The sequence below is a fragment of the Mycoplasmopsis anatis genome (assembly GCF_900660655.1).
GTDB classification, from domain to species: domain Bacteria; phylum Bacillota_I; class Bacilli_A; order Mycoplasmatales; family Metamycoplasmataceae; genus Mycoplasmopsis; species Mycoplasmopsis anatis.
On the sequence record NZ_LR215035.1, the window covers coordinates 381,760 to 402,162 of the forward strand.

General features: G+C 27.9%; 19 protein-coding genes. 2 read left to right on the forward strand and 17 right to left on the reverse strand.

Translation table 4 applies throughout. The features are described from left to right. The first annotated feature begins 124 nt into the window (after positions 1–124). Positions 125–2,551, forward strand: coding sequence for a hypothetical protein (locus EXC66_RS01630; RefSeq protein ID WP_129622329.1), 2,427 nt, complete (start codon positions 125–127; stop codon positions 2,549–2,551). A gap of 74 nt (positions 2,552–2,625) precedes the next feature. Then, the gene (locus EXC66_RS01635; protein ID WP_112579128.1) at positions 2,626–4,164 is read left to right on the forward strand and encodes a TrkH family potassium uptake protein; all 1,539 of its coding nucleotides are present in this window, start codon (positions 2,626–2,628) and stop codon (positions 4,162–4,164) included. Between the two features lie 48 nt (positions 4,165–4,212). On the opposite strand, the gene atpC is transcribed toward EXC66_RS01635, so the two are convergent. From atpC to EXC66_RS01720, 17 genes are all read right to left on the reverse strand, one after another. Beyond that, entirely contained in the window at positions 4,213–4,629 is a 417-nt protein-coding gene (gene atpC, locus EXC66_RS01640; protein WP_006886633.1) for an ATP synthase F1 subunit epsilon, read from the reverse strand. Between the two features lies 1 nt (position 4,630). Next, positions 4,631–6,034, reverse strand: coding sequence for a F0F1 ATP synthase subunit beta (atpD, locus tag EXC66_RS01645; protein ID WP_006886634.1), 1,404 nt, complete (start codon positions 6,032–6,034; stop codon positions 4,631–4,633). 11 nt (positions 6,035–6,045) lie between these two features. Continuing rightward, complete coding sequence (gene atpG, locus EXC66_RS01650) at positions 6,046–6,900, reverse strand: ATP synthase F1 subunit gamma (protein WP_112579124.1); 855 nt, start codon at positions 6,898–6,900, stop codon at positions 6,046–6,048. A 2-nt stretch (positions 6,901–6,902) separates the two neighbouring features. Beyond that, positions 6,903–8,471: a F0F1 ATP synthase subunit alpha gene (gene atpA / locus EXC66_RS01655; protein ID WP_112579122.1), complete on the reverse strand. Its 1,569-nt coding sequence runs from the start codon at positions 8,469–8,471 to the stop codon at positions 6,903–6,905. Then, positions 8,472–9,017, reverse strand: coding sequence for an ATP synthase F1 subunit delta (gene atpH, locus EXC66_RS01660; RefSeq protein WP_006886636.1), 546 nt, complete (start codon positions 9,015–9,017; stop codon positions 8,472–8,474). Then, the gene (gene atpF / locus EXC66_RS01665) at positions 9,017–9,613 is read right to left on the reverse strand and encodes a F0F1 ATP synthase subunit B (protein WP_006886637.1); all 597 of its coding nucleotides are present in this window, start codon (positions 9,611–9,613) and stop codon (positions 9,017–9,019) included. Before atpF ends, atpH begins: the two co-directional genes overlap by 1 nt. Before the next feature lie 8 nt (positions 9,614–9,621). After that, complete coding sequence (atpE, locus tag EXC66_RS01670; RefSeq protein ID WP_006886638.1) at positions 9,622–9,909, reverse strand: ATP synthase F0 subunit C; 288 nt, start codon at positions 9,907–9,909, stop codon at positions 9,622–9,624. An 8-nt stretch (positions 9,910–9,917) separates the two neighbouring features. Beyond that, positions 9,918–10,664: a F0F1 ATP synthase subunit A gene (locus EXC66_RS01675; protein ID WP_006886639.1), complete on the reverse strand. Its 747-nt coding sequence runs from the start codon at positions 10,662–10,664 to the stop codon at positions 9,918–9,920. Next, entirely contained in the window at positions 10,664–11,116 is a 453-nt protein-coding gene (locus EXC66_RS01680) for a hypothetical protein (RefSeq protein ID WP_006886640.1), read from the reverse strand. Before EXC66_RS01680 ends, EXC66_RS01675 begins: the two co-directional genes overlap by 1 nt. A gap of 117 nt (positions 11,117–11,233) precedes the next feature. After that, the gene (glyA, locus tag EXC66_RS01685; protein WP_006886641.1) at positions 11,234–12,502 is read right to left on the reverse strand and encodes a serine hydroxymethyltransferase; all 1,269 of its coding nucleotides are present in this window, start codon (positions 12,500–12,502) and stop codon (positions 11,234–11,236) included. A gap of 8 nt (positions 12,503–12,510) precedes the next feature. Further along, positions 12,511–14,682: a phenylalanine--tRNA ligase subunit beta gene (locus EXC66_RS01690; RefSeq protein WP_006886642.1), complete on the reverse strand. Its 2,172-nt coding sequence runs from the start codon at positions 14,680–14,682 to the stop codon at positions 12,511–12,513. Between the two features lie 9 nt (positions 14,683–14,691). Next, positions 14,692–15,351: a uracil-DNA glycosylase gene (locus EXC66_RS01695; RefSeq protein WP_006886643.1), complete on the reverse strand. Its 660-nt coding sequence runs from the start codon at positions 15,349–15,351 to the stop codon at positions 14,692–14,694. Further along, positions 15,341–16,297, reverse strand: coding sequence for a phenylalanine--tRNA ligase subunit alpha (gene pheS, locus EXC66_RS01700; protein ID WP_006886644.1), 957 nt, complete (start codon positions 16,295–16,297; stop codon positions 15,341–15,343). The genes EXC66_RS01695 and pheS overlap by 11 nt, the downstream gene beginning before the upstream one ends. A 2-nt stretch (positions 16,298–16,299) precedes the next feature. After that, positions 16,300–17,520, reverse strand: coding sequence for a replication-associated recombination protein A (locus tag EXC66_RS01705; protein WP_006886645.1), 1,221 nt, complete (start codon positions 17,518–17,520; stop codon positions 16,300–16,302). A 94-nt stretch (positions 17,521–17,614) separates the two neighbouring features. Then, positions 17,615–18,364, reverse strand: coding sequence for an ABC transporter ATP-binding protein (locus tag EXC66_RS01710; RefSeq protein WP_006886646.1), 750 nt, complete (start codon positions 18,362–18,364; stop codon positions 17,615–17,617). Beyond that, complete coding sequence (locus EXC66_RS01715) at positions 18,357–19,328, reverse strand: hypothetical protein (protein ID WP_006886647.1); 972 nt, start codon at positions 19,326–19,328, stop codon at positions 18,357–18,359. Before EXC66_RS01715 ends, EXC66_RS01710 begins: the two co-directional genes overlap by 8 nt. Before the next feature lie 94 nt (positions 19,329–19,422). Next, the gene (locus tag EXC66_RS01720; RefSeq protein ID WP_006886648.1) at positions 19,423–20,394 is read right to left on the reverse strand and encodes a bifunctional oligoribonuclease/PAP phosphatase NrnA; all 972 of its coding nucleotides are present in this window, start codon (positions 20,392–20,394) and stop codon (positions 19,423–19,425) included. Between the last annotated feature and the right edge of the window lie 9 nt (positions 20,395–20,403).

Genomic DNA, 20,403 nt, shown 5'->3' on the forward strand with positions numbered 1-20,403 from the left:
TTATTTTTTTATAATTTCATTTTTTTAAAAAAATTGACCTAAAAATGAATTTTATGGTTGGCAAAAATGTGAAAATATTTTAAAATTGTCCTTTTTGCATTAAAGAATATATAATTATTATGTTATGAAAAAGAAAATGAAATTATTAAAATTAGTATTACCAATTGCAACCGTTACTCCTGCACTTTTGAGTGCATCATGTTTTGGTGGTGAAAAAAAAGAAGTTAACCCTGGTGGAGGTACTCAAGGAGGTACAAATAAACCTGAAACACCGGGAAGCGGAACAGGAACAACAACACCTGAAAATCCAAATACACCAGGTGGTGGTAATGTTGACAAACCTACTACTCAACCAGTTAAATATGCTGAAATAATTAATTTATTCAATTCAAACTCAATTTTCAAGAAGACAATTTCTTATAGTGAATTTTTAAAATTTACTAACCAACAAGGAAAAGAAACCGGTAGAATAGATCATTACATTAATAATGATGGTACAACAACTATTAAAATAAATAAAGATGCTGCTGTATTAAATGAAGATATTTTTTCAGATGAATTATTAAAATTAAATGATTTTACTGTGAATTTCAAAAAAGAAACAGATAAAGTAGGTTTTGGTTATAGAGATGAATTTCAAAAGGGTTATGAAATCGCTGATGAAAACTCAACCGCAGAAAATGCAAAAAGTTCTTCATCAAGATTAGTGTTTAAAGTAGATAGTGAAAATGAAACAATTACTATCCTAAGTGTAGCTCTCTATAAATATATCCCTAATAAAGGGCTTATATTGCTAGTTCCTGCAGAAAAAGACTTTGTTATAACTGTTGATCAATCAACAAAGAATAATGTAGATAATAGTGCAAACAATAATGAAAACAATAATAGAGATAACTCAACTGAAACACCTAACACTCCTGAGCAACCAGAAAATAATGGTTCAGAAAACAATTCTTCAGAAAGCGGTAATGAAGGCTCAAATTCAAACGAAAATTCCAACAATAATGATGTCAAACAGCCTTCAGCAAATTTACCCGAAAATTACGAAAGCCTATCTGACGTAGAAAAAATTTTATATTTATACAATAATGATTTAATTTTCAAAAAATATATTTCTGAAGAAGATTTTGAATTATTAAATTCTAGAAGCAATAAGAGAATTGACTTTGATAACAAGACACTTAGTTTTACTATTGGGGGAAATAAAAAGGATCGAATATCATTTGATACAGACATTTTCTCTGATGAAGTTAATCTAATTTTTAACTTTACAAAAAACGTAAAACGTTTCGAAGGTAAAATTGGATTATCATATATGGATAAGTTTAATATAAAATATCTTAATCTTGATAATAGAGAAACTGTTAAAGGTGCATCCTCAGCGTCAGGGAGATTTGTATATGAAACTGATGCCGAAAAGAAAACTGTAACTATTAAACAACTAGCAATTGTTGAATTTTCAAACCAAAAAGGATTTAAATTATATTCTGAATTAGATAATTATAAAGATTTTACAATTAAAGTCGGAACACATGAAGAATTAGAATCGCAAGAAAATACTAACCAAGGTGAATCTACTGGAGATAATACTACTACAGACACAGATAAAACTATTGTTAATAAATTTGAAGAAATTAAAAAATCTAGTGAATTTAATCAAATTGAAGTTGATATAAACGCATTACCACTTGTACTTCAAAATATATTAAATAAATTAAATAAAGTTAAAACATATTCATCAGAACAAGGTTTAGAAAAAATTAATCTACTTGAAGCAAAAATAAACGAAAGTATTGAAAAAATTAACTCTCTTAAAAATGATAAATTACCTAAGATTTTCAAAAATCATATTGATGCGATATTAACAAAAGATAATATTCTAAAAATCAATCAAATTTTAGAAAAATCTGAATCAGAAGAAAGATTGAATTATGATTCAATTAATATTCAAGAAGGTAACTACTTAGCTGTTGTTCAAATTATTACAAGCATTTGAGAAAAAACAATCAAGATCGTTGTTGATGCAAATAATAAAACTGGTACTGGAGCAACAAAACTAAATGACATATTTATAAAAGCTACTGGTGCTAAATTAAATTCAATTTATCAAAAAGCTTTAACAGAAATTTACGCTGATATTAAAGCATTAAATTATGGTGAAACTAAAACGGAGTTTGAAGAACTTGTAAATAACACCAAATATCTTGATTATGCTGATGAATTACATTCACTTAAACAATTTGAAATTTTATTGAATGATACTTTAACATCATCTAATTTAGTGTTAAATAAATTCAAAGTAGAATTAAATGCTCTAAAACAAAATTCAGAAGCAAATGCAGATAAAATAACTTCATTAAATGCTAAAATTTCATCACTTCAAAGTGTTCAATTCCAAGCTAAAACATTCTTGAATTCTCAAAAACAAGAATTAGAAACATTAAAATCATTAACATTTGATCAATTAACTCCTGAACAACAAGGTTCATTAAGCTCATTAAAATACAAGTTAATGACACTTAAAACACAACTTGAAAGAAATATGAAATAAAAATAGCTTCGGCTATTTTTATTTAATTTAAAATAATTAATAGTTATATAATAAAATAATAAATAAAGGTAAATATGAAAAAAAATATTCAAAAAGCAATAGATAAGATTTCTTCACTAAAATCAAGTATTTCACATCAAAAGTGAATTTTTGTTGTATATGTACTGATAGTCTTTTTATCTGCTATATTACTTTATAGTCCAATAACTCAAAATTTAGAATCTGGTAATAAAAGAGCTACATTTATGGATGCAATATTTACTACCGCTAGCTCATTTAGTGATACAGGAATTCTAACAGTACCAACATATAGTCAATGAAATGAATTTGGGCAAGCAATCATAGCTCTACTTATTTTGCTAGGTGGTATTGGAGTTTTCTCGTTAAAGTTATTTTTAATAAATTGACTTTTCAGAAAGAAAAGTATTAGTTTAAATGAAATAAATTTAGTTAATAGCGAAAGAGGTTCACATAATGTATCACAAACTATTAGATTAGTTATAGTTAGTCTGAAATTTTTACTTTCAGCTATTGTAGTATTTTCATTTATTTTAACTTTATATTTTTATTATTCAGAACCTACTCAAACAGAAGGAATGAAAGAATTTTTTAATAGTAAAGGTATAACTTTTAACAATCCACATAGAAATTTCCTTCTTAGCTTAAAATTTGGTATTTTCCATTCAATTTCAGCAATTAACAATGCTGGATTTGATATTATTGGACCAAATTCATTGATGCCATATTACTTAAATTATTTTGCACAAATAATGTTTGTAATTTTATTTCTTCTTGGAGGATTAGGTTATCCAACTATTTATGATATACGTAAATTTATATCGCACAAAATAAAAAGAAAAAGCGGTAAATATAATTTCAGTATTTTTACAAAAGTTTCAACCTTAACATATTTAATTACTGCTATTATAGGTTTTTTAATTACATTTTTATTTGAATATTTCTCTAAAGATCCTAATACATTTTGAAATTATGAATTTCATGGTAAATCATTCTATGGAAATGATTGACAAAAAACTTTTGCCATTTTATTTAATATACTTTCAACTCGTTCTTCTGGATTTGCAACTACAGATTTTAATCATTTTACTAGTGCTAACACAATAATATATTCAATTTTTATGTTTATTGGTGCAGCACCAGCCTCTACCGGAGGTGGAATAAGAACAACAACATTTGCAATTATTATTTTAAGTGTATTTACAAAAATTATTGGACTACCTAACATACGTATTTTTAAACGTTCTATTCCTAATGAAACAATCTATCGCTCTACCCAAGTGTTTGTGATTAGTATTCTTCTAGTTTTGATTATTAGTTTTATATGCACAACTAGCTCACCTGTTTATAGTGGTAAAGGTAGTGAATTTAACAATTTTTCAAACTATCTGTTCATTACTTCTAGTGCCTTCGGTACTTGCGGCCTATCAAGTGGACTTGATTTAAAAGATTATAATATAGCAAGTAAAATAGCACTTATTATATTAATGTTTGTTGGACAATTCGGAATTAGTTCAACTCTATTATTATGAGGTAGAAAACGTAATTATAAAAATCATTTCAACTATATAGAAAGCGATGTTGCAATAGGTTAAAAAAAAAAAAAAAAAACGCTCGTAAATTAAATTACGGCGTTATTTTTATTATTTATGAATTTCATTGTATGCATCAATTTTCGAAATTGCTTTTTTAAGTTTTAATTCTACCTTAGCCATATCTGGACCGATACGATTACCTTGTTTAAGTAATTCTAATGCTAATTCGCGATCTTTTTTAGCTCTTTCTATATCTATTTCATCGTATAGTAGAATATCATCAGTTAAAATATTAATTTCTGAACCATTACAATAAATAAGTCCACTACCTACAAGATATTTTTCATAATTTTTACTTTTTTCACTATTAATTTCCAATTTTCCAGGTTCTATATTTGAAAAAAATGGAGCGTGATTAGCTTGAAGACCGATAAAGCCGTTTGCTGTTTTTAATGTGACAATTTCAACTTGACCATTATAAACTTCTTTAATTGGTGTAGTAATAACTAAATTAATAGTTTTCATTCTATTTATCTTCTTTTAGTTTGTTGTAACGTTCTTTAACTTGTTCGATGCTTCCGGCATAACGGAAAATATCTTCAGGATATTCATCGTATTTACCTTCAAGTATTTCCTTAAAGCTTCTAATTGTATCTTCAACTTTAACAAATTCACCAGGAATACCCGAGAATTTTTCAGCAACATTAAATGGTTGTGAAAGAAAATTACGAATTCTACGAGCTCTAGCAACAATTTTCTTATCTTCTTCACTAAGTTCACCCATACCTAAAATTGCGATAATGTCTTGAAGTTCTTTAAATCTTTGAAGGATACTAATAACTCCTTGAGCAACCATGTAGTGTTCTTGACCAATTACAAGTGGATCAAGCAAGCGTGATGAACTCTCAAGCGGGTCAATTGCTGGGTAAATCCCAAGTGCTGCAATATTACGATCTAAAACTGTTTTTGCATCAAGATGGGTAAATGTTGTTGCTGGAGCTGGGTCAGTTAAATCGTCTGCTGGAACATAAACAGCTTGAACTGAAGTTATTGAACCGCGTCTAGTAGATGTAATTCTCTCTTGTAGTTGACCCATCTCTGTTGCTAGTGTTGGTTGATATCCTACCGCACTAGGCATACGACCTAACAAGGCAGACACTTCTGAACCAGCTTGTGTAAATCTAAAGATGTTATCAATGAATAAAAGAACATCTTGATTTTGTTCATCTCTAAAATATTCAGCCATTGTCAAACCAGTAAGTGCAACCCTCATACGTGCACCAGGGGGTTCATTCATTTGACCAAAAACTAATGCTGTTTTGTCTAAAACACCAGCAGCTTTCATTTCGTGATATAAATCATTTCCTTCACGTGTACGTTCACCAACACCAGCAAAAACAGAAAGACCACTGTGTTGTGTAGCAATATTATTGATTAATTCTTGAACAAGAACAGTTTTACCAACACCAGCACCACCAAAAAGTCCGATCTTTCCACCTTTAGCATATGGTATTAATAAATCTATAACTTTAATTCCAGTTTCAAGAATTTCCGAAGTTGTTTTTTGTTCTTCGTATGAAGGAGCAGCAGCATGGATAGGTTTACGTTCAACATCGACAAGATCTTCCATATTATCGATTGGATTTCCTAGCACATCAAACATTCTTCCGAGAACTTTATTTCCTACAGGAACACTGATTGCTGAACCAGTATCTATTACTTCCATTCCTCTACTTAGACCATTTGTAGAAACCATCGCAATAGATCTGACTGTATCATCTCCCATGTGTTGTGAAACTTCTAATGTATAAGTTTCTCCATTGTGTTTTATTTCTAAAGCATTTAGTAACTTTGGTAAATTACCTGGAGTAAAACGAACATCGACAACTGGACCTAATATCTGAACAACTGTTCCAATATTTTTCTTCATTTATCCTCCTATTATGTAGCATCAGCACCAGAAACTATTTCTGTAATTTCTTGTGTGATTAAACCTTGTCTTGTACTATTGTATTCTAAAATTAGAGTTTGCTCAATCTCGTGAGCATTATCAGTAGCATTTTCCATAGCATTTCTACGTGAAGCCATTTCTGAAAGCTTTGACGAAGAACCTAGAGCATAAATTAAACTACTCAAATAAAGTGGAATAGCATTTTTTAGCACTTTTTCTGCACTAGGTTCGAATTCTATTTCAGTATGAACGCTTTTATGATCGTTTTTTACTTCAAATGGAAATAAAGTTTTAACATCTGCATCTTGAATAACATTATTGATAAATTTAGTATAAATAACGTTGATTTTCTTAATTTTTCTTTGCTTGTAAAGTTCAAAAGCTTCAGCGGCAATCAAACTTGCTAGTTCATATGAAAATTTGGTACCAATTTCGTCAAACGATCTAATAATATTTTCTATATTTTTAGTAATTTTATTTGATTGTGAGATTCCTTTATTTCCTAGTAAAATTACTAAATCATTTTCTTTAACTCTAGTTCTAGATAAGTTTACAATATTAGAATTATATGATCCACATAAGCCTAAATCACTAGTTATGATAATATAAAGATCACTATCATTTCTTTTCTCTGCTGGAAAAAGAGTTTCTAATTCGGCTTTACTCATGTGGTTCATAATATCACCGAAAGTGTTTTCAAGAGAATTTTTATAATTTTGAATATTATCAAATTCTTTCTTTATAACTCTTAGTTTAGAGGCACTAACCATTTCCATAGCATGTGTAATTTTCTTTGTATTAGCAACTACGGAAATACGGTTTTTTAAACCATTTAAATTTGGCATTTTTAAAATTCCTTATTGTATTTTTCAGGAATGCTTTTATAAATCATTGGATCATAATTAGGGATAGTTAAAATTATTTGTTTTACTATTTTAGCTAAATCAAATGCTATTTTTTCGTATAACTCATCAGTTAAAACAGTTTCGTTAGAAATTTCAGCAAAGATATCTGGGTGATGCTCGATATATTTTATGACTTCTTCTTTATAAACATGTATGCTTTCTTTTGGTAATGGGTTAATAATTCTCTCTTTAACTCCTAAAAGTAATACAGTTTGTGTTGCTTGTGTAAGCGGTGAGTATTGCTCTTGTTTTAGTAGTTCATATACTTTTGCACCATGGTCAAGAATTGTTTTTGTTGATTCATCTAAGTCTGAACCAAACTGAGCAAATGCTTGCATTTCATTGTATTGTGCTAAATCAAGTTTAAGAGAACCTACAACCCTTTTCATTGCTTTAGTTTGGGCTGATGAACCTACACGTGACACAGAGAAACCAACATCAACAGCTGGTCTTTGTCCTGAATTGAATAAACTTTCCTTAGTAAATATTTGACCATCTGTAATAGAAATAACATTAGTTGGAATATATGCTGAAATATCACCTTGTTGAGTTTCTATTATTGGTAATGCAGTTATTGAACCACCTCCAAATTCTTTAGTTACTCTAGCTGCACGCTCTAGCAATTGAGAGTGCAAGTAGAAAACATCACCTGGGTACGCTTCACGACCTGGCGGTCTTCTAAGAAGTAATGAAAGCGTTCTATAAGCAATAGCATGTTTTGATAAATCGTCATAGACAATTAAAACATCTTTTCCTTGATTCATTCACTCTTCAGCGATTGTAACTCCAGTATATGGAGCTATATATTGTTGTGGAGCCAATTCACTTGCGCTAGATGCAACAATAGTTGTATACTCAAGGGCACCAGAATCTGAAAGTTTTTTTACTATTTGAGCAACTGTTGAGTTTTTTTGTCCAATTGCAACATAAACACAATAAACATCTTTTCCTTTTTGGTTAATAATTGTATCGATTGCAATAGCGGTTTTACCAGTTTGGCGATCACCTATTATCAATTCACGTTGTCCTTTACCTATTGGTATCATTGAGTCAATTGATAAAATACCAGTTTCAAGTGGTTGATTTACTTCCTTACGAGTCATAACGCCGGGAGCAACCTTAAAAATCTCACGTTTTTTGTTAGATTCAATTGGTCCTTTACCATCGATAGGGAAACCTAATGAGTTAATTACACGTCCTAAAAGTTCATCACCTACATTTACAGAGATAACCTCACCAGTACGCTTAACAATATCACCTTCACTAATTGAGTTTGCATTTCCAAAAACGGTAATACCAACAACCTCTTCTTCAAGGTTTAATGCTAAACCATAAACATCATCATTTATTAAAACTATTTCTGAATTTTTTACTTTTTCAAGCCCATTAGCTAATGCAATACCATCACCAATAGAAATAATTCTTCCAACTTCTGCATAATTAGTTTTTGATTCATAGTTTTTAATACGATCTTTAATTATTGCTGAAATATCATCAATTCTGTTAGCCATCTAAACCTCCTTATCTTCATTTATAAAATTTTTAAAATTAATTAAATCCGCACTAACGTTTCTACTAATAATTTGTGAACCAATGTGTATTTCAAAACCACTGATTAAATCAGGATTAATTTCTGTTTTTATTTCAACAACACCGTTGTAGAATTTTTCTAGTTTTTCTCTAATTAATTTTAGTGTTTTATCACTAATCTCCATAGCAGTAATAATCTTTGCAAAATGAATATTAAGATCATTATTTGACATTTTTAAATAGTGTGATAAAACTTTTTCTAATAAATTTACGTTTCTTTTTTCGATCATAACTTTAATTAAGTTAATTAAATCTCTATCATAGTCTTTGAAAACATCATCTAAAAAATCAAATTTCTCTTTGTTAAGAATTTCAGGATCATTTAAGAATTTGATCATATCCTTATTTGCGTTTAAGATATCTTTAAATGTACTTACTTGACTATGAACTTCTTTAATTTTATTGCTTTCCTTTGCTATTTCATAGTATGCAATAGCATATCCGACAGGATTAGATTTTTGTAGCATTATTTAAGATCCTCAATTGTGATGTCGCTTTTAAGGAATTCCTCAATAATTTCTTCGTGATTTTCTCTTGATATTTCTTTTTTAACAATTTTTTCTGCTAATTCAATTGCTAAAGTTGCAATTTTATCTTTTGCATGTTGATTAAACTCTCTTTTTTGAGCTTTAATATCAAGTTTTGCTTCTTCAAGTAATGTTTTTGAATCTAATTTAGCTTTTGCTGTATAAGCGATAATAACTTTTTCAGATCTAATTTTAGCATCGTTAACAATCTTATTTGCTTGAATATGAGCATCTTGTAAATGTTTGTTAGCTTCATTAGTCTTAATAATAGCTTCTTCTTTTACTTTAATTGATTCATCAATGTTTGATTGGATAAAATCGTGTCTTTGCTTTAACATTTTTTTAACTGGTTTATAAAGAAAATGTGTTAAAAAAATAAATGCAAGTGTGAAAGAAATTATTGTGGCAATCATCATAGGAATATTTGGGAATAATCCTACAAAACGTTCCGAAATAGATTCTTGTAAGTTATTTGGGGCATCTATACTGTCATGCAATACCTTTAATGGTATATCAATTAAGTTGTTATTTAGCATTTTTATAATTATTTAAATAAGAATAATAAAAGAAAGGCAATAATTAAAGCATAAATAGAAGCAGATTCGGAAATTGCCATACCAACAATCATCATGTTACGGATTTTCCCTTCCGCTTCAGGGTTACGTCCAACTGCTTCAGCAGCTTTACCAGCAGCATAACCTTGACCAAGTCCTGTACCAATAACCCCAAGCATTGTAATACCAATACCAACCGCAACAAGACCTCTACTTGAGGTATTTTGCGAGTTATTTACAGTTTCTTCTGCTAATTTAATAATTGGCTCGTATATCATTTTTCCTCCTAATATAATTGTGGATTTGTATTTATTATTTTTTTGTTTTTTCTTGTTTTCTTTTCGGGAGTATTTGCTTCGCTTACTCAATAAATTGTTGTTAGTAAAGAAAATACATATGCTTGAATTAATCCACCGAATAAGTCAAAATATAAGTGTAATAAAGGTGTGATAAATGGAGCAAAGAAATATCATTCATGATTAGACATTCCTGGTATTAATGTTCACATATAACCACAAACACTATAAATCAAGAACATTAAAGTTGCACCACCAATAATATTACCGTAAATACGAAAGCTTATCGATATTAGTGGCGAGAAATCACCGATAATATTTAGCGGATTAATGTATTTTTTAAGCATACGTCATTTTTGATAAGTGATTTTTACAGCATAAATACCTAAAAATGTTGAAAGACCAAGAGTCAATGTTACTGAATATGAAGTTACAATGGGTTCCAAACCAAAGATTACAACTCAGTTTCCGATAAAAAGAAATGTACCAAGTGTAAAAATATAAACTTTTGATTTAGGAAGTTTTCCACCGGATGTATTTTCATATTGGTTATCAATCCCTTTTACATATGCTTCAGCAATTAAAGCAACACCTTTAGGCGCTTGATTCGGTTTAACTTTTTTAACCTTGAAATAAACTAATAATGAAATTATTATACATATCAGAACCGTTACGAAAAGAGATAATAATTGTGGTTGATTTCAAGTATTTCAAATTCCATTAATTATTTGTTCCACTAACCCTCCTTTCTCTTTCTCTTAATTATTTTGTTAACTACTAAATCAATGATTATACTTATATATATACTACTCAAACCAGCAAGATAACTAAAAAAATTAATTTTAGTATCAATTATTTGAATAAATTCAATATTATAAAAGTAAATTGAATTAGCATTAATTGAAAATAAAATTCACGTTAATATAAGTATAAATATCATATTAAACATAAATCTAATAACAATCATTAAAATTGCACTTGAGCGTCCTTTGTATAGACTTATTTGTAAAAAAATATCATCTACTAAAAATATAAAAAAAACACCAAGGACACCAATTATAAAACCGAAAATTAATGATATTTTTTTAGTTAAAAACGATGTTATAACTAAAGCTAAAACAACTGTTAAAATAAGTGTAAAAAATATTATTATAAATATTTTACTATCTGTTAATTTTTTTGATTTCATATGTATTAGTGCAAAATGATTATAAAACTTTTTCTATAAATTTATAAAAAAATTTTGCATAATACTTTTTATTTTTTTTAAAAAAAATAAAAACCGAATTTAATCGGTAAATATAGACTAAAAATAGTGTTTTTTTATTGGATAATCTGTTGTGAATTCTTTAACTTTTTCTTTAATTTGATTTACCTCTGACAACACACTTGGATCATTATTTGTAATTAAGTTATAGTTAGACAAAATATAATCAATTATCTCTGCTAATTCTTCTCATCTATCAAAATCTCTAGAAGTCATAGCAGCTGTACCAAGTCTAATTCCGCTAGCTAATGTTGGTGATAGAGTATCAAAAGGTATTGAATTTTTATTTATTGTAATATTAAACTTTTCAAGAATAACTTCAGCATCACGTCCGGTGATATTGTAGCTTGAATTAACATCAATCATGAATAAATGATTATCAGTTCCATTAGAAACTACTTTTACACCTTTATTAATAAAATATTGAGCAAATCTTTTTGAGTTTTTTACAATATTCTCTCCATAAGTTTTAAATCCAGGTTGTAAAGCTTCATAAAATCCCACAGCCTTTCCAGCAATAGCGTGAAAAAGAGGACCACCTTGGTAACCAGGGAAAACTCAACGATCAACTTTTTTTGCTATTTCAGGATCGTTAGTCATAATTATTCCTCCACGAGCACCACGAAGTGTTTTATGTGTAGTTGAAGTTATAATATCTGCATATCCAACAGGTGATGGATGAACTCCAGCAACAATTAAACCAGCGATATGAGCGATATCAACCATCAATTTTGCACCAACTTTGTCACATATTTCTCTAAATTTTGCAAAATCAATGATTCTTGGATATGCTGAATATCCAGCGATAATTAAATCAGGTTTTTCATTTTGAGCTTGCTTAAGAATCTCATCATAATCTAATAAACCGTTTTTGTCAAGTTTATAAGATACAGCATTGTAAAAAATTCCGCTAAAGCTAATTTTGTATCCGTGAGTTAAATGACCTCCACAATCAAGGGAAAGACCCATAATTTTCCCACCACTAGGTACTACTGAAGCTATTGCAGCAGCGTTTGCTACACTACCTGAGTAAGGTTGAACATTAGCATATTGAACATTAAAGAGTTTTTTAAGTCTTTCAATTGCTAAAGATTCAATAATATCGACATTTTCACAAGAACCATAATATCTTTTTCCTGGATAGCCTTCACCGTATTTATTTGTTAAAACTGAGCCCTGAGCTTTAAGTACATTTTCTGAAGCATAATTTTCAGATGCTATTAATTCAATGTGATTTTCTTGTCTGATTAATTCATTATTAATAGCATTTTGCACATCAATATCATTTAATTTTATTTTTTGGTACATAATCACCCCTATTTATTGTATTTATTATTAATTAATTCGATTTCCTGTTCATTGGCATAAATTCTTAAGGTTACATTTTTAGTATTTTCTTTATGGTATTCATCAATTTGAACAACATCAAAAATCTTAGCTATGTTTTTAATTTCATTTATTTTATTAGTGATATTTTCATATTTCTCTAATGTGAAAGTTAAGTCAATTGTTTTAAGTGGTTCATAATTAATATCAGTAAATTTGATTTTTTGCGCTGCATTATCTAACATAATTTCAGCATAGAATGCATTTGTGTTATCAACTTTTGGATGAATTTTACCAATTCAACCAATTAATTCATTATTAGATAAGATCTTTGCAGAAACATTCGGATGAATCATTTCATTATCTTTAAATGGAATGAATTCAACATTATCAAGCTTAAAGATATTTATAATATCTTGTTTTAACTCAAAAAAAGTTTTAATTGTTGAAGCAAATCCGCAAACAAATTTATTGTCATTTATCATTCCAATTTCAAAAATATTTAATAAGTCAATTTTTCTTTTTTGATTGTATTCTATTACTTCTTGAAGTGAAACTGAAATACTGTTTCTAATTTGTTCTCTTTCTTTTGAAACAAAAGTTAAAAGGGAAATGTTAGAGTCAAAATTAAATGGGTTTATGAAATTTTTAGCCTTAGAAATTAGTGAGAATGTTCTAACTTCTTGATATCCATTTGATTGAATCAGATTTTTGAGATTATCTCTAGTTTTGGTTAATAAAGGTTTGATATTTGGTTGAATTGGATCGAAATTATTGTAAGAATAAAATCTAAATATTTCTTCAATTATGTCTTCAAAGAATTCAATGTCATAACGGTAGTTAGGAACAATAACTAAATCATCTACAAATTTAAATCCTAATTTTGAAAGTTTCGAAAATGTATTGCTAAATTTATCTTTTACTTCTTCAACTGTAACACCAGCGTATAGTGCAAGTTTTTCATAATCCATCTTAATTTCTTTTTTGGTTAAATTTAACGGTAAGTTTATTATGTTAGATAATTCAAATTGTGCTAAATTTTTTCTTAAAAAATTAACTGCTCTAACCAAAATTTCAGGTGTAATAACTCTTGATGCTTGATTTGATGAGTTTGACTGCATTTTAATTTCTTTAGCGCTATGTCTAACTTGTGAAGGATTAAAGACTCCAATTTCAAAAGCTAAATTAACACTATTTTGGGTTACTTTAGTTCTCTCTAGACCCATTACTGATGCTAGAGAAATTTCACCATTTTCATCATAAATAGCTAACACATCTTTAACTTCAACATCTTTATTTCCTAATATTTGTGTTTTACCAGTAAATAAATCACAAGAAATATTGTTTCCTATTTTATCTCTATCATATACATGACATGTTGCACCAGTAAATAATAAAGTTAGATTGGTTAGGTTAACAAAAAAACCTAAATTAGCATCTATATCATGCTTAGCCAAAAATAATCTAGTTTCTAAATCACTTTGAATATCATTTGTTTTTTTAACTTCAAAAAATGTTAACTCATGTGCTAAATTTTTGTTTACTGTTATTTTTGAATCAAAAGAGTCTTTAGTATCAATAAAATTAAAATTAAATTCTTTATCATAATAGGCACTAATTTCGTTAGCTAAAGTGAAGTAAGAATTAGCATCATTTCTATTAGCTGTAGTACTGATATCAATAATATAATCATCTAGTCCTAATTTTTTTATTGGATCATCACTCAAGGTAGCGAAATTTTTAGGTAAAACTAAAATATGATCTCCATTTTTATCAATTAAGTCATGTTTATAATTTAATTCGCTTAGTGCTGCAAACATACCTTCAGATTTAATTCCTTTAAGCTCTTTTTCTGTAAAAATTAAATCATTTTTACGTGAACCAACAGGAAAAAATACCACTAAATCATCTACCTTTAAGATCGTATCTGTAGTTTGGATTGTACTAATACCATCTTTGTGTTTAACTGTTGCTACAGTTAGTCGCTTATCGTTTGGATTTATATATAAATCTTGAATAATTCCGAATTTTAATCCTTCAATATCAGCAAATTTTTCAATGCTTTCAACTTCAAAACCTAAACTATTAATAACTTTAGTAATTGAAGGATCTAAATTGATCTCTGGTAGTAATTCTTTAAGTTTGTTTAATGATATTAACATATTACTCCTTTATTTTGTGCTAAAATCAATTTCTTGTTGATTTAACTCTTTTAATCTTTGGTTTATTTTTAAAAATAAATGTCCATCTTTGAAACTTTTATTATAAGAAAGCGGACTTGGATGAGACAAACGCAGCATTTTATTAATTTTAATATTTGCTTTTAAATATGTTTCATAAGCTTTATTCCCTAAAGCAACATAAACTACATTTTCATTAGCTTTATCAACTTCTTTTAATACTTGGATTATAAAGTTTTCTCATCCAAAATTCTTATGTGAGTTTGCTTTTCCTGAAGATACAGTTAATTGGGTGTTTAATAGCAAAACACCTTGTTTAGCTCAGTTATCTAATGAATTTGATTTAAGTAAAACTTCTGGATAATCTTTTTTTAATTCAAGAAAAATATTTTGTAAGCTTTTAGGTCTTTCTTTTTGATTCATACTACTAAAAGCTAATCCATCAGCAAATCCTTTAGATGGATATGGGTCTTGACCTAAAAAAACTACTTTGGTTTGATTAACTTGAAAAAACTCAAAAGCTCGAAACATTTTTGTTTGTTCTGGATAAATTTCACCTTCTTTTTCAGCTTGAGAAAGTTTAGAAATAATTTTTTGAAAGTACTCTTTTTTACCCTCAGATTGTAAAATATTTAGTCAACTATCTTTCATTATTAAATTGCTCCAATATTCTTAAGTCGTTTTTGTATAAATCTCTAATATCAGAGATACCATATTTAATCATTGTGATTCTTTCAATTCCAACACCAGCAGCAAAACCATTTAATTTTGGATCTGTATAACCTGCAGAATTTAAAACATTTGGATGTAACATTCCAGCTCCAAGAACTTCAATTCATCTGTTTTTGTAGAAAATATCCACTTCAACTGAAGGCTCGGTAAAAGGGAAATAGCTAGGTCTAAGCCTGATTTCAAGTTCCTCTTCAAAAACATAACTTAAAAGTGATTTAAGTGTTCAAATTAAATTAGGAAAACTAACTTTACCAACACTAACAAAATCAACTTGAGTAAATTGGTGAGAGTGCGTTGCATCATCTTCATCATTTCTATAAACTTTTCCAATAGCATAAGTTGAAAATTCTTTATTTGCGAACCTTTCTAATTCTACCGCTGTAATACCAGTATTATGAGTTCTAAGTAAGGTGGTTGAATTAATATAAAGTGAATCGTGCATTGCTCTAGCAGGATGATCTTGAGGAATATTTAATCTTTCAAAATTATATAAATCACTTACAATTTCACCAGCTTCACTTTGGAAATATCCATGTTGGTTAAATCAATCTTTAAGTCTATTTTCAACAATGGTAATAGGATGAAGTGAGCCGACTTTATTTAATGGTTTAGTAACATCGATAAATTCGCTATTAATTTTGTTATTAATATTTATTTCTTTAATTCTCTCTTCAGCGAGCTTAAAGAATTCTTCATATTCATTTCTTAATTTACTAAGTTGCATCCCAACTTCTTTTTTCATTGATGGTTCACATGTTTTGATTTTAGTTTGTAATTCAAAAATCTCACCACCTTCAGAATACACTTTATTTTTATAAATTTTTAAATCTTCTAAAGTGTTAATATCATCTAATTTTAATTGCATTATTACTCCTGACTGTTAAATTTTTTAATTTGTTCTCAGTATTGTTTAATTTTTTGTTCGTTAGAATTAGCTCCAAATTCATAAATTTTGGTATTAAGTAGTTGTTTAGGTAAATAATTTTGTTTTACATGATTGTTAGGGAAATCATGTGGATATTTATATCCAATCCCATCACCTAATTTAGAAGCTGTTTTATAATGCGAGTCTTTTAAGTGATTTGGAATTGGGTAAATTTTTCCGTCTTCAATTAAATTTTGTGCATAACTAAATGCTTTATAAGTTGAATTGCTTTTTGGACTAAGTGCTAAATCTACAATTGCAAAACCTATTGGTAAATTAGCTTCAGGAAAACCTAGTTTTTCAACTGCGTCAAATGCTAAATTTACTCTTATTGAAACATTTGGATTAGCCATACCAATGTCTTCATAAGCCACACAAAGCATTCTTCTAAATAATCCTTGGAAATCACCACTTTTAAGAATTAAAGCCCCATAATATAAAGCTGCATCTGGATCACTACCTCTAAGAGATTTATGAAAAGCACTTAAATTATTGTAATGAGCACTTGACTCCATATCGCTGTAAAAACTAACATTTGGAATGATTTTTTTAATTGTTTCTTTATCAACTTTAGTTTTTTTGTTATTTATCATTGCTAACATTTGCAAGTTATTTAATGCACTTCGATAATCGCCTGCACCACTACGACTTAAATCAAGCAATTCTTCATAACCTATATCTAAGTATGGAAAGTGTGTTTGAACAACTTTTTCTAATGCTTTAGCGATTGTGTGTTCATTAATTTTCTCAAATCGCACTATTTGCATTCTACTTCTTAAAGCAGGATTAACTCTAAAATATGGATTTTCGGTTGTGGTGGCATATACAATTATTTTGTCAAATTCTAAGTAAGAAAGTAAAATGTCTTGTTTATCTTTATTTAGGCGATGAATTTCATCAATAATTAAAATATCACTATTATTAATTTTGTTCATCAAGTCATTTTTTGATTCGATTGTTGAATTAAAGTAACTATATTTTAAGTTCATATCATTAGCTAAGGCTACCGCTGCACTAGTTTTTCCAGTTCCACTTTCACCAAAGAAAATAAAACTAGTAGCTAATTTATTTTTAGCTACTTCTTTTAGTAACTGTACAGTATTTTCTTGACCTATAATTTGATCAAGAGTTTTAGGGCGTAGTTCATTAGCTATGTTATACATTACATTTAATATTTTATTATTTTATTTAAAATACCTAAATTAAATTAGCTCAAAATACTTAAAAATAAGAAAAAAACATCAAAAGATGTTTATTCTATAATTCAACGTTTTTAATGCTTTGAGTTATATCTCTTATAAACAATTCAAGTTCATCGTCATTAACAAATTTTTCTTGAATATTTGTAATATGATCACTGATTACACCGTCTCTAAGAACATATATTTCATTAGTTAGCTTTCTAATTTCGTTTGAGTCATGACTTATTAAAAGAATTGTTCCATTATATTTGTTAATGTAGCTCTCGATAATTTCTCTAACTTTTATTTTTGTATCAGCATCAAGACCTGCAGTAAATTCATCTAAAATTAGTAATTTAGGTTTAGAATATAACACAAAAAATAAATCAACTTTCTTTCTTTGTCCACCACTAAGACGATCATATCTCATACCTAGATAGGATTTAATTTGTAAAATTTCATATAGTTTACCAATAAAATCCATATCCAAAATATCTTTGAAGTTTAAAACTAAAAGTTTATATAAATCTTTGACAGTTGGTTTTTTTAATTCAATTTCGTTTTGAAATTGTAGGGCTATTTTTTCTTTAGGTGATATTAAATAATCATAATTATAATTAATTTCTCCACTTGTAATTTCTGAGAAGCCAGCAATAATTTTAGCTAGAGTAGTTTTACCTGAACCATTTTTACCCACTAAAGCAATTCTTTGTTGTTCATTTATATTTAAGTTAATTCCTTTTAAGACCTCTATTCTTTCTTTTTTTAATAGAGAATTTTTAAATTCTTTGTGTAAATCTTTAATCTCTATAATTGTCTTACTCATATTTTCCGCCTTTTTTGAAGTGATGATATGCTAAATAACCTATCATTGAACTTGTTCAAATTCCTCTAAAGACTCATAAAATTATTTCAGCTTGTTCTGTTGTAACAAAATTAAACCCATTTTTATTACCAATATTTTTTATAAACTCAGATGTTTGAATAAATTCTAATTTAAATGGATTCATCAATACATAGAATATTGAGTCAAAGATTGTTAAAACCGTAGCAAATTGAGTATTTAAGGTCGATTCATAGTCAAAACTAATAGATCCAAACTTTAAGAATGCTTTTACAATTGGAATCACAATTGCAAAAAACATAACAGGAAACACAATTACATATGTTGCTTTTTGAACAAATTTTCTATCCATTTTGTATCTAAATAAATCAGTAATAATATAAGTAATTCCTGTTATAAAAATGTAATACATTATAAAATAAATTACATTAATTAATTCATTTTTGAAGAAATTTTGATTCAATGAGTATTCTTTATTTATGCTTGAAAATATTACTGTAACTAAATCAAGTAAGATAAACACTGAAAGTGCAAAACCAAAAAATATCAACGATGAAATAAGAGGTATATATTTAATATTTTTCTCTTTTGTCGTCATCAATAAAGTTCTTCTGATATATGTATTTCTAATTTTATATTGCATACTTACAAAAAATAGGGCTAATGGTAATATAAAATATAATCCATTATTCGCAATTAAAAATGTTACACCTGAAATAGTTCCATTGTTTAATCATGAAATAAAACTTGAGGAGATATAATAAATAACATTTATATTTGCGTATTTTGGGTTTTGGTTTTTATTAAATAAGATTATTAATCAAGCAAGTAGTCCTAAAACGATTAAGAAACCTAGGATTATTGATAAAGTTATAATTCACCCTAAGTTTAATTGAACTCAAATTTTACGTTGAATTTGTTTTCTTATTTTTATATCATTTTTCATATCTTAATTCTACCTTAATTTATTTTTTTATATATTACAATTCTAATTGTATACAAAAATATATATAAAAAACGTAAGTAAACTTACGTAATCTTTACTTGGTTTCACTTTGATATCTAATAACCTCAGCATTACAGTCAGCAACAAGAGCATCAATTTGGTCAAAACTATCTAAAATACATCCCGAAGCACGGTCATGTCCACCACCGTTTCATTTACGAGCCACTACATTAACAAGTGGTCCATTTGATCTAAGTTCAACTCTTATCTTATGGTCTTCCTCTTCAGTAAATTGTACTCAAATTGGATAACCTTCAATATTTCCAATAGAATTAACTCTAATTGATGATTGAGGTGTTTTATTGAATTTTAATGTTTCTTCAAGAGAGTTTTTAATATATGCAACTTGACCATTAACTTTTAAGGTTGAAACTAATCAAGAGTTAAATTGAATTTCATTTAATGATGTTTTAGAAAGATTTGAATGAATAAAATCACTTTCAAGTCCGTTTTCATACAAGTGTGCAACAAGTTTAAATGTTCTAGCACTTGTTTTATCGTATAAAAATCTTCCTGAATCTGTATTAATTCCTAAATATAGTAAGTTTGCTGCTTTTTTTGTAATTTTTCAATTATTAACAAATGCTAGTTGAGCTATCATTTCATCAGCAGCAATATAACTTGAATCAACTCACTTAGAATTTTTATCAAGATCATCATCATTTGGGTGATGATCAATTCTTAAAGTTTCTGGAAAGAGATTTTTATCTAAAACTTCTCTACATTCAATTCTCTCTTTAAAATTAGCATCAACAATAACTCCAAGTGATTTAGATAAGATTTCATCTGATGGAATTGGGTCATGAACTATGTCTAAAAATGAAAAATTGCCTTTAGCATCACCAATAGCATAAACTTTCTTATTAGGATAATTTGTTTCAAGTAATTCTTTAAGTCCAAATTGACTTCCTAAGCAGTCACCATCAGGTCTAATGTGGTGAAAAATAACAATTGAATCGTATTTTTCTAATAATTCTGTTGCGATCTTTTCATTACCTACTAACATATTAATTCT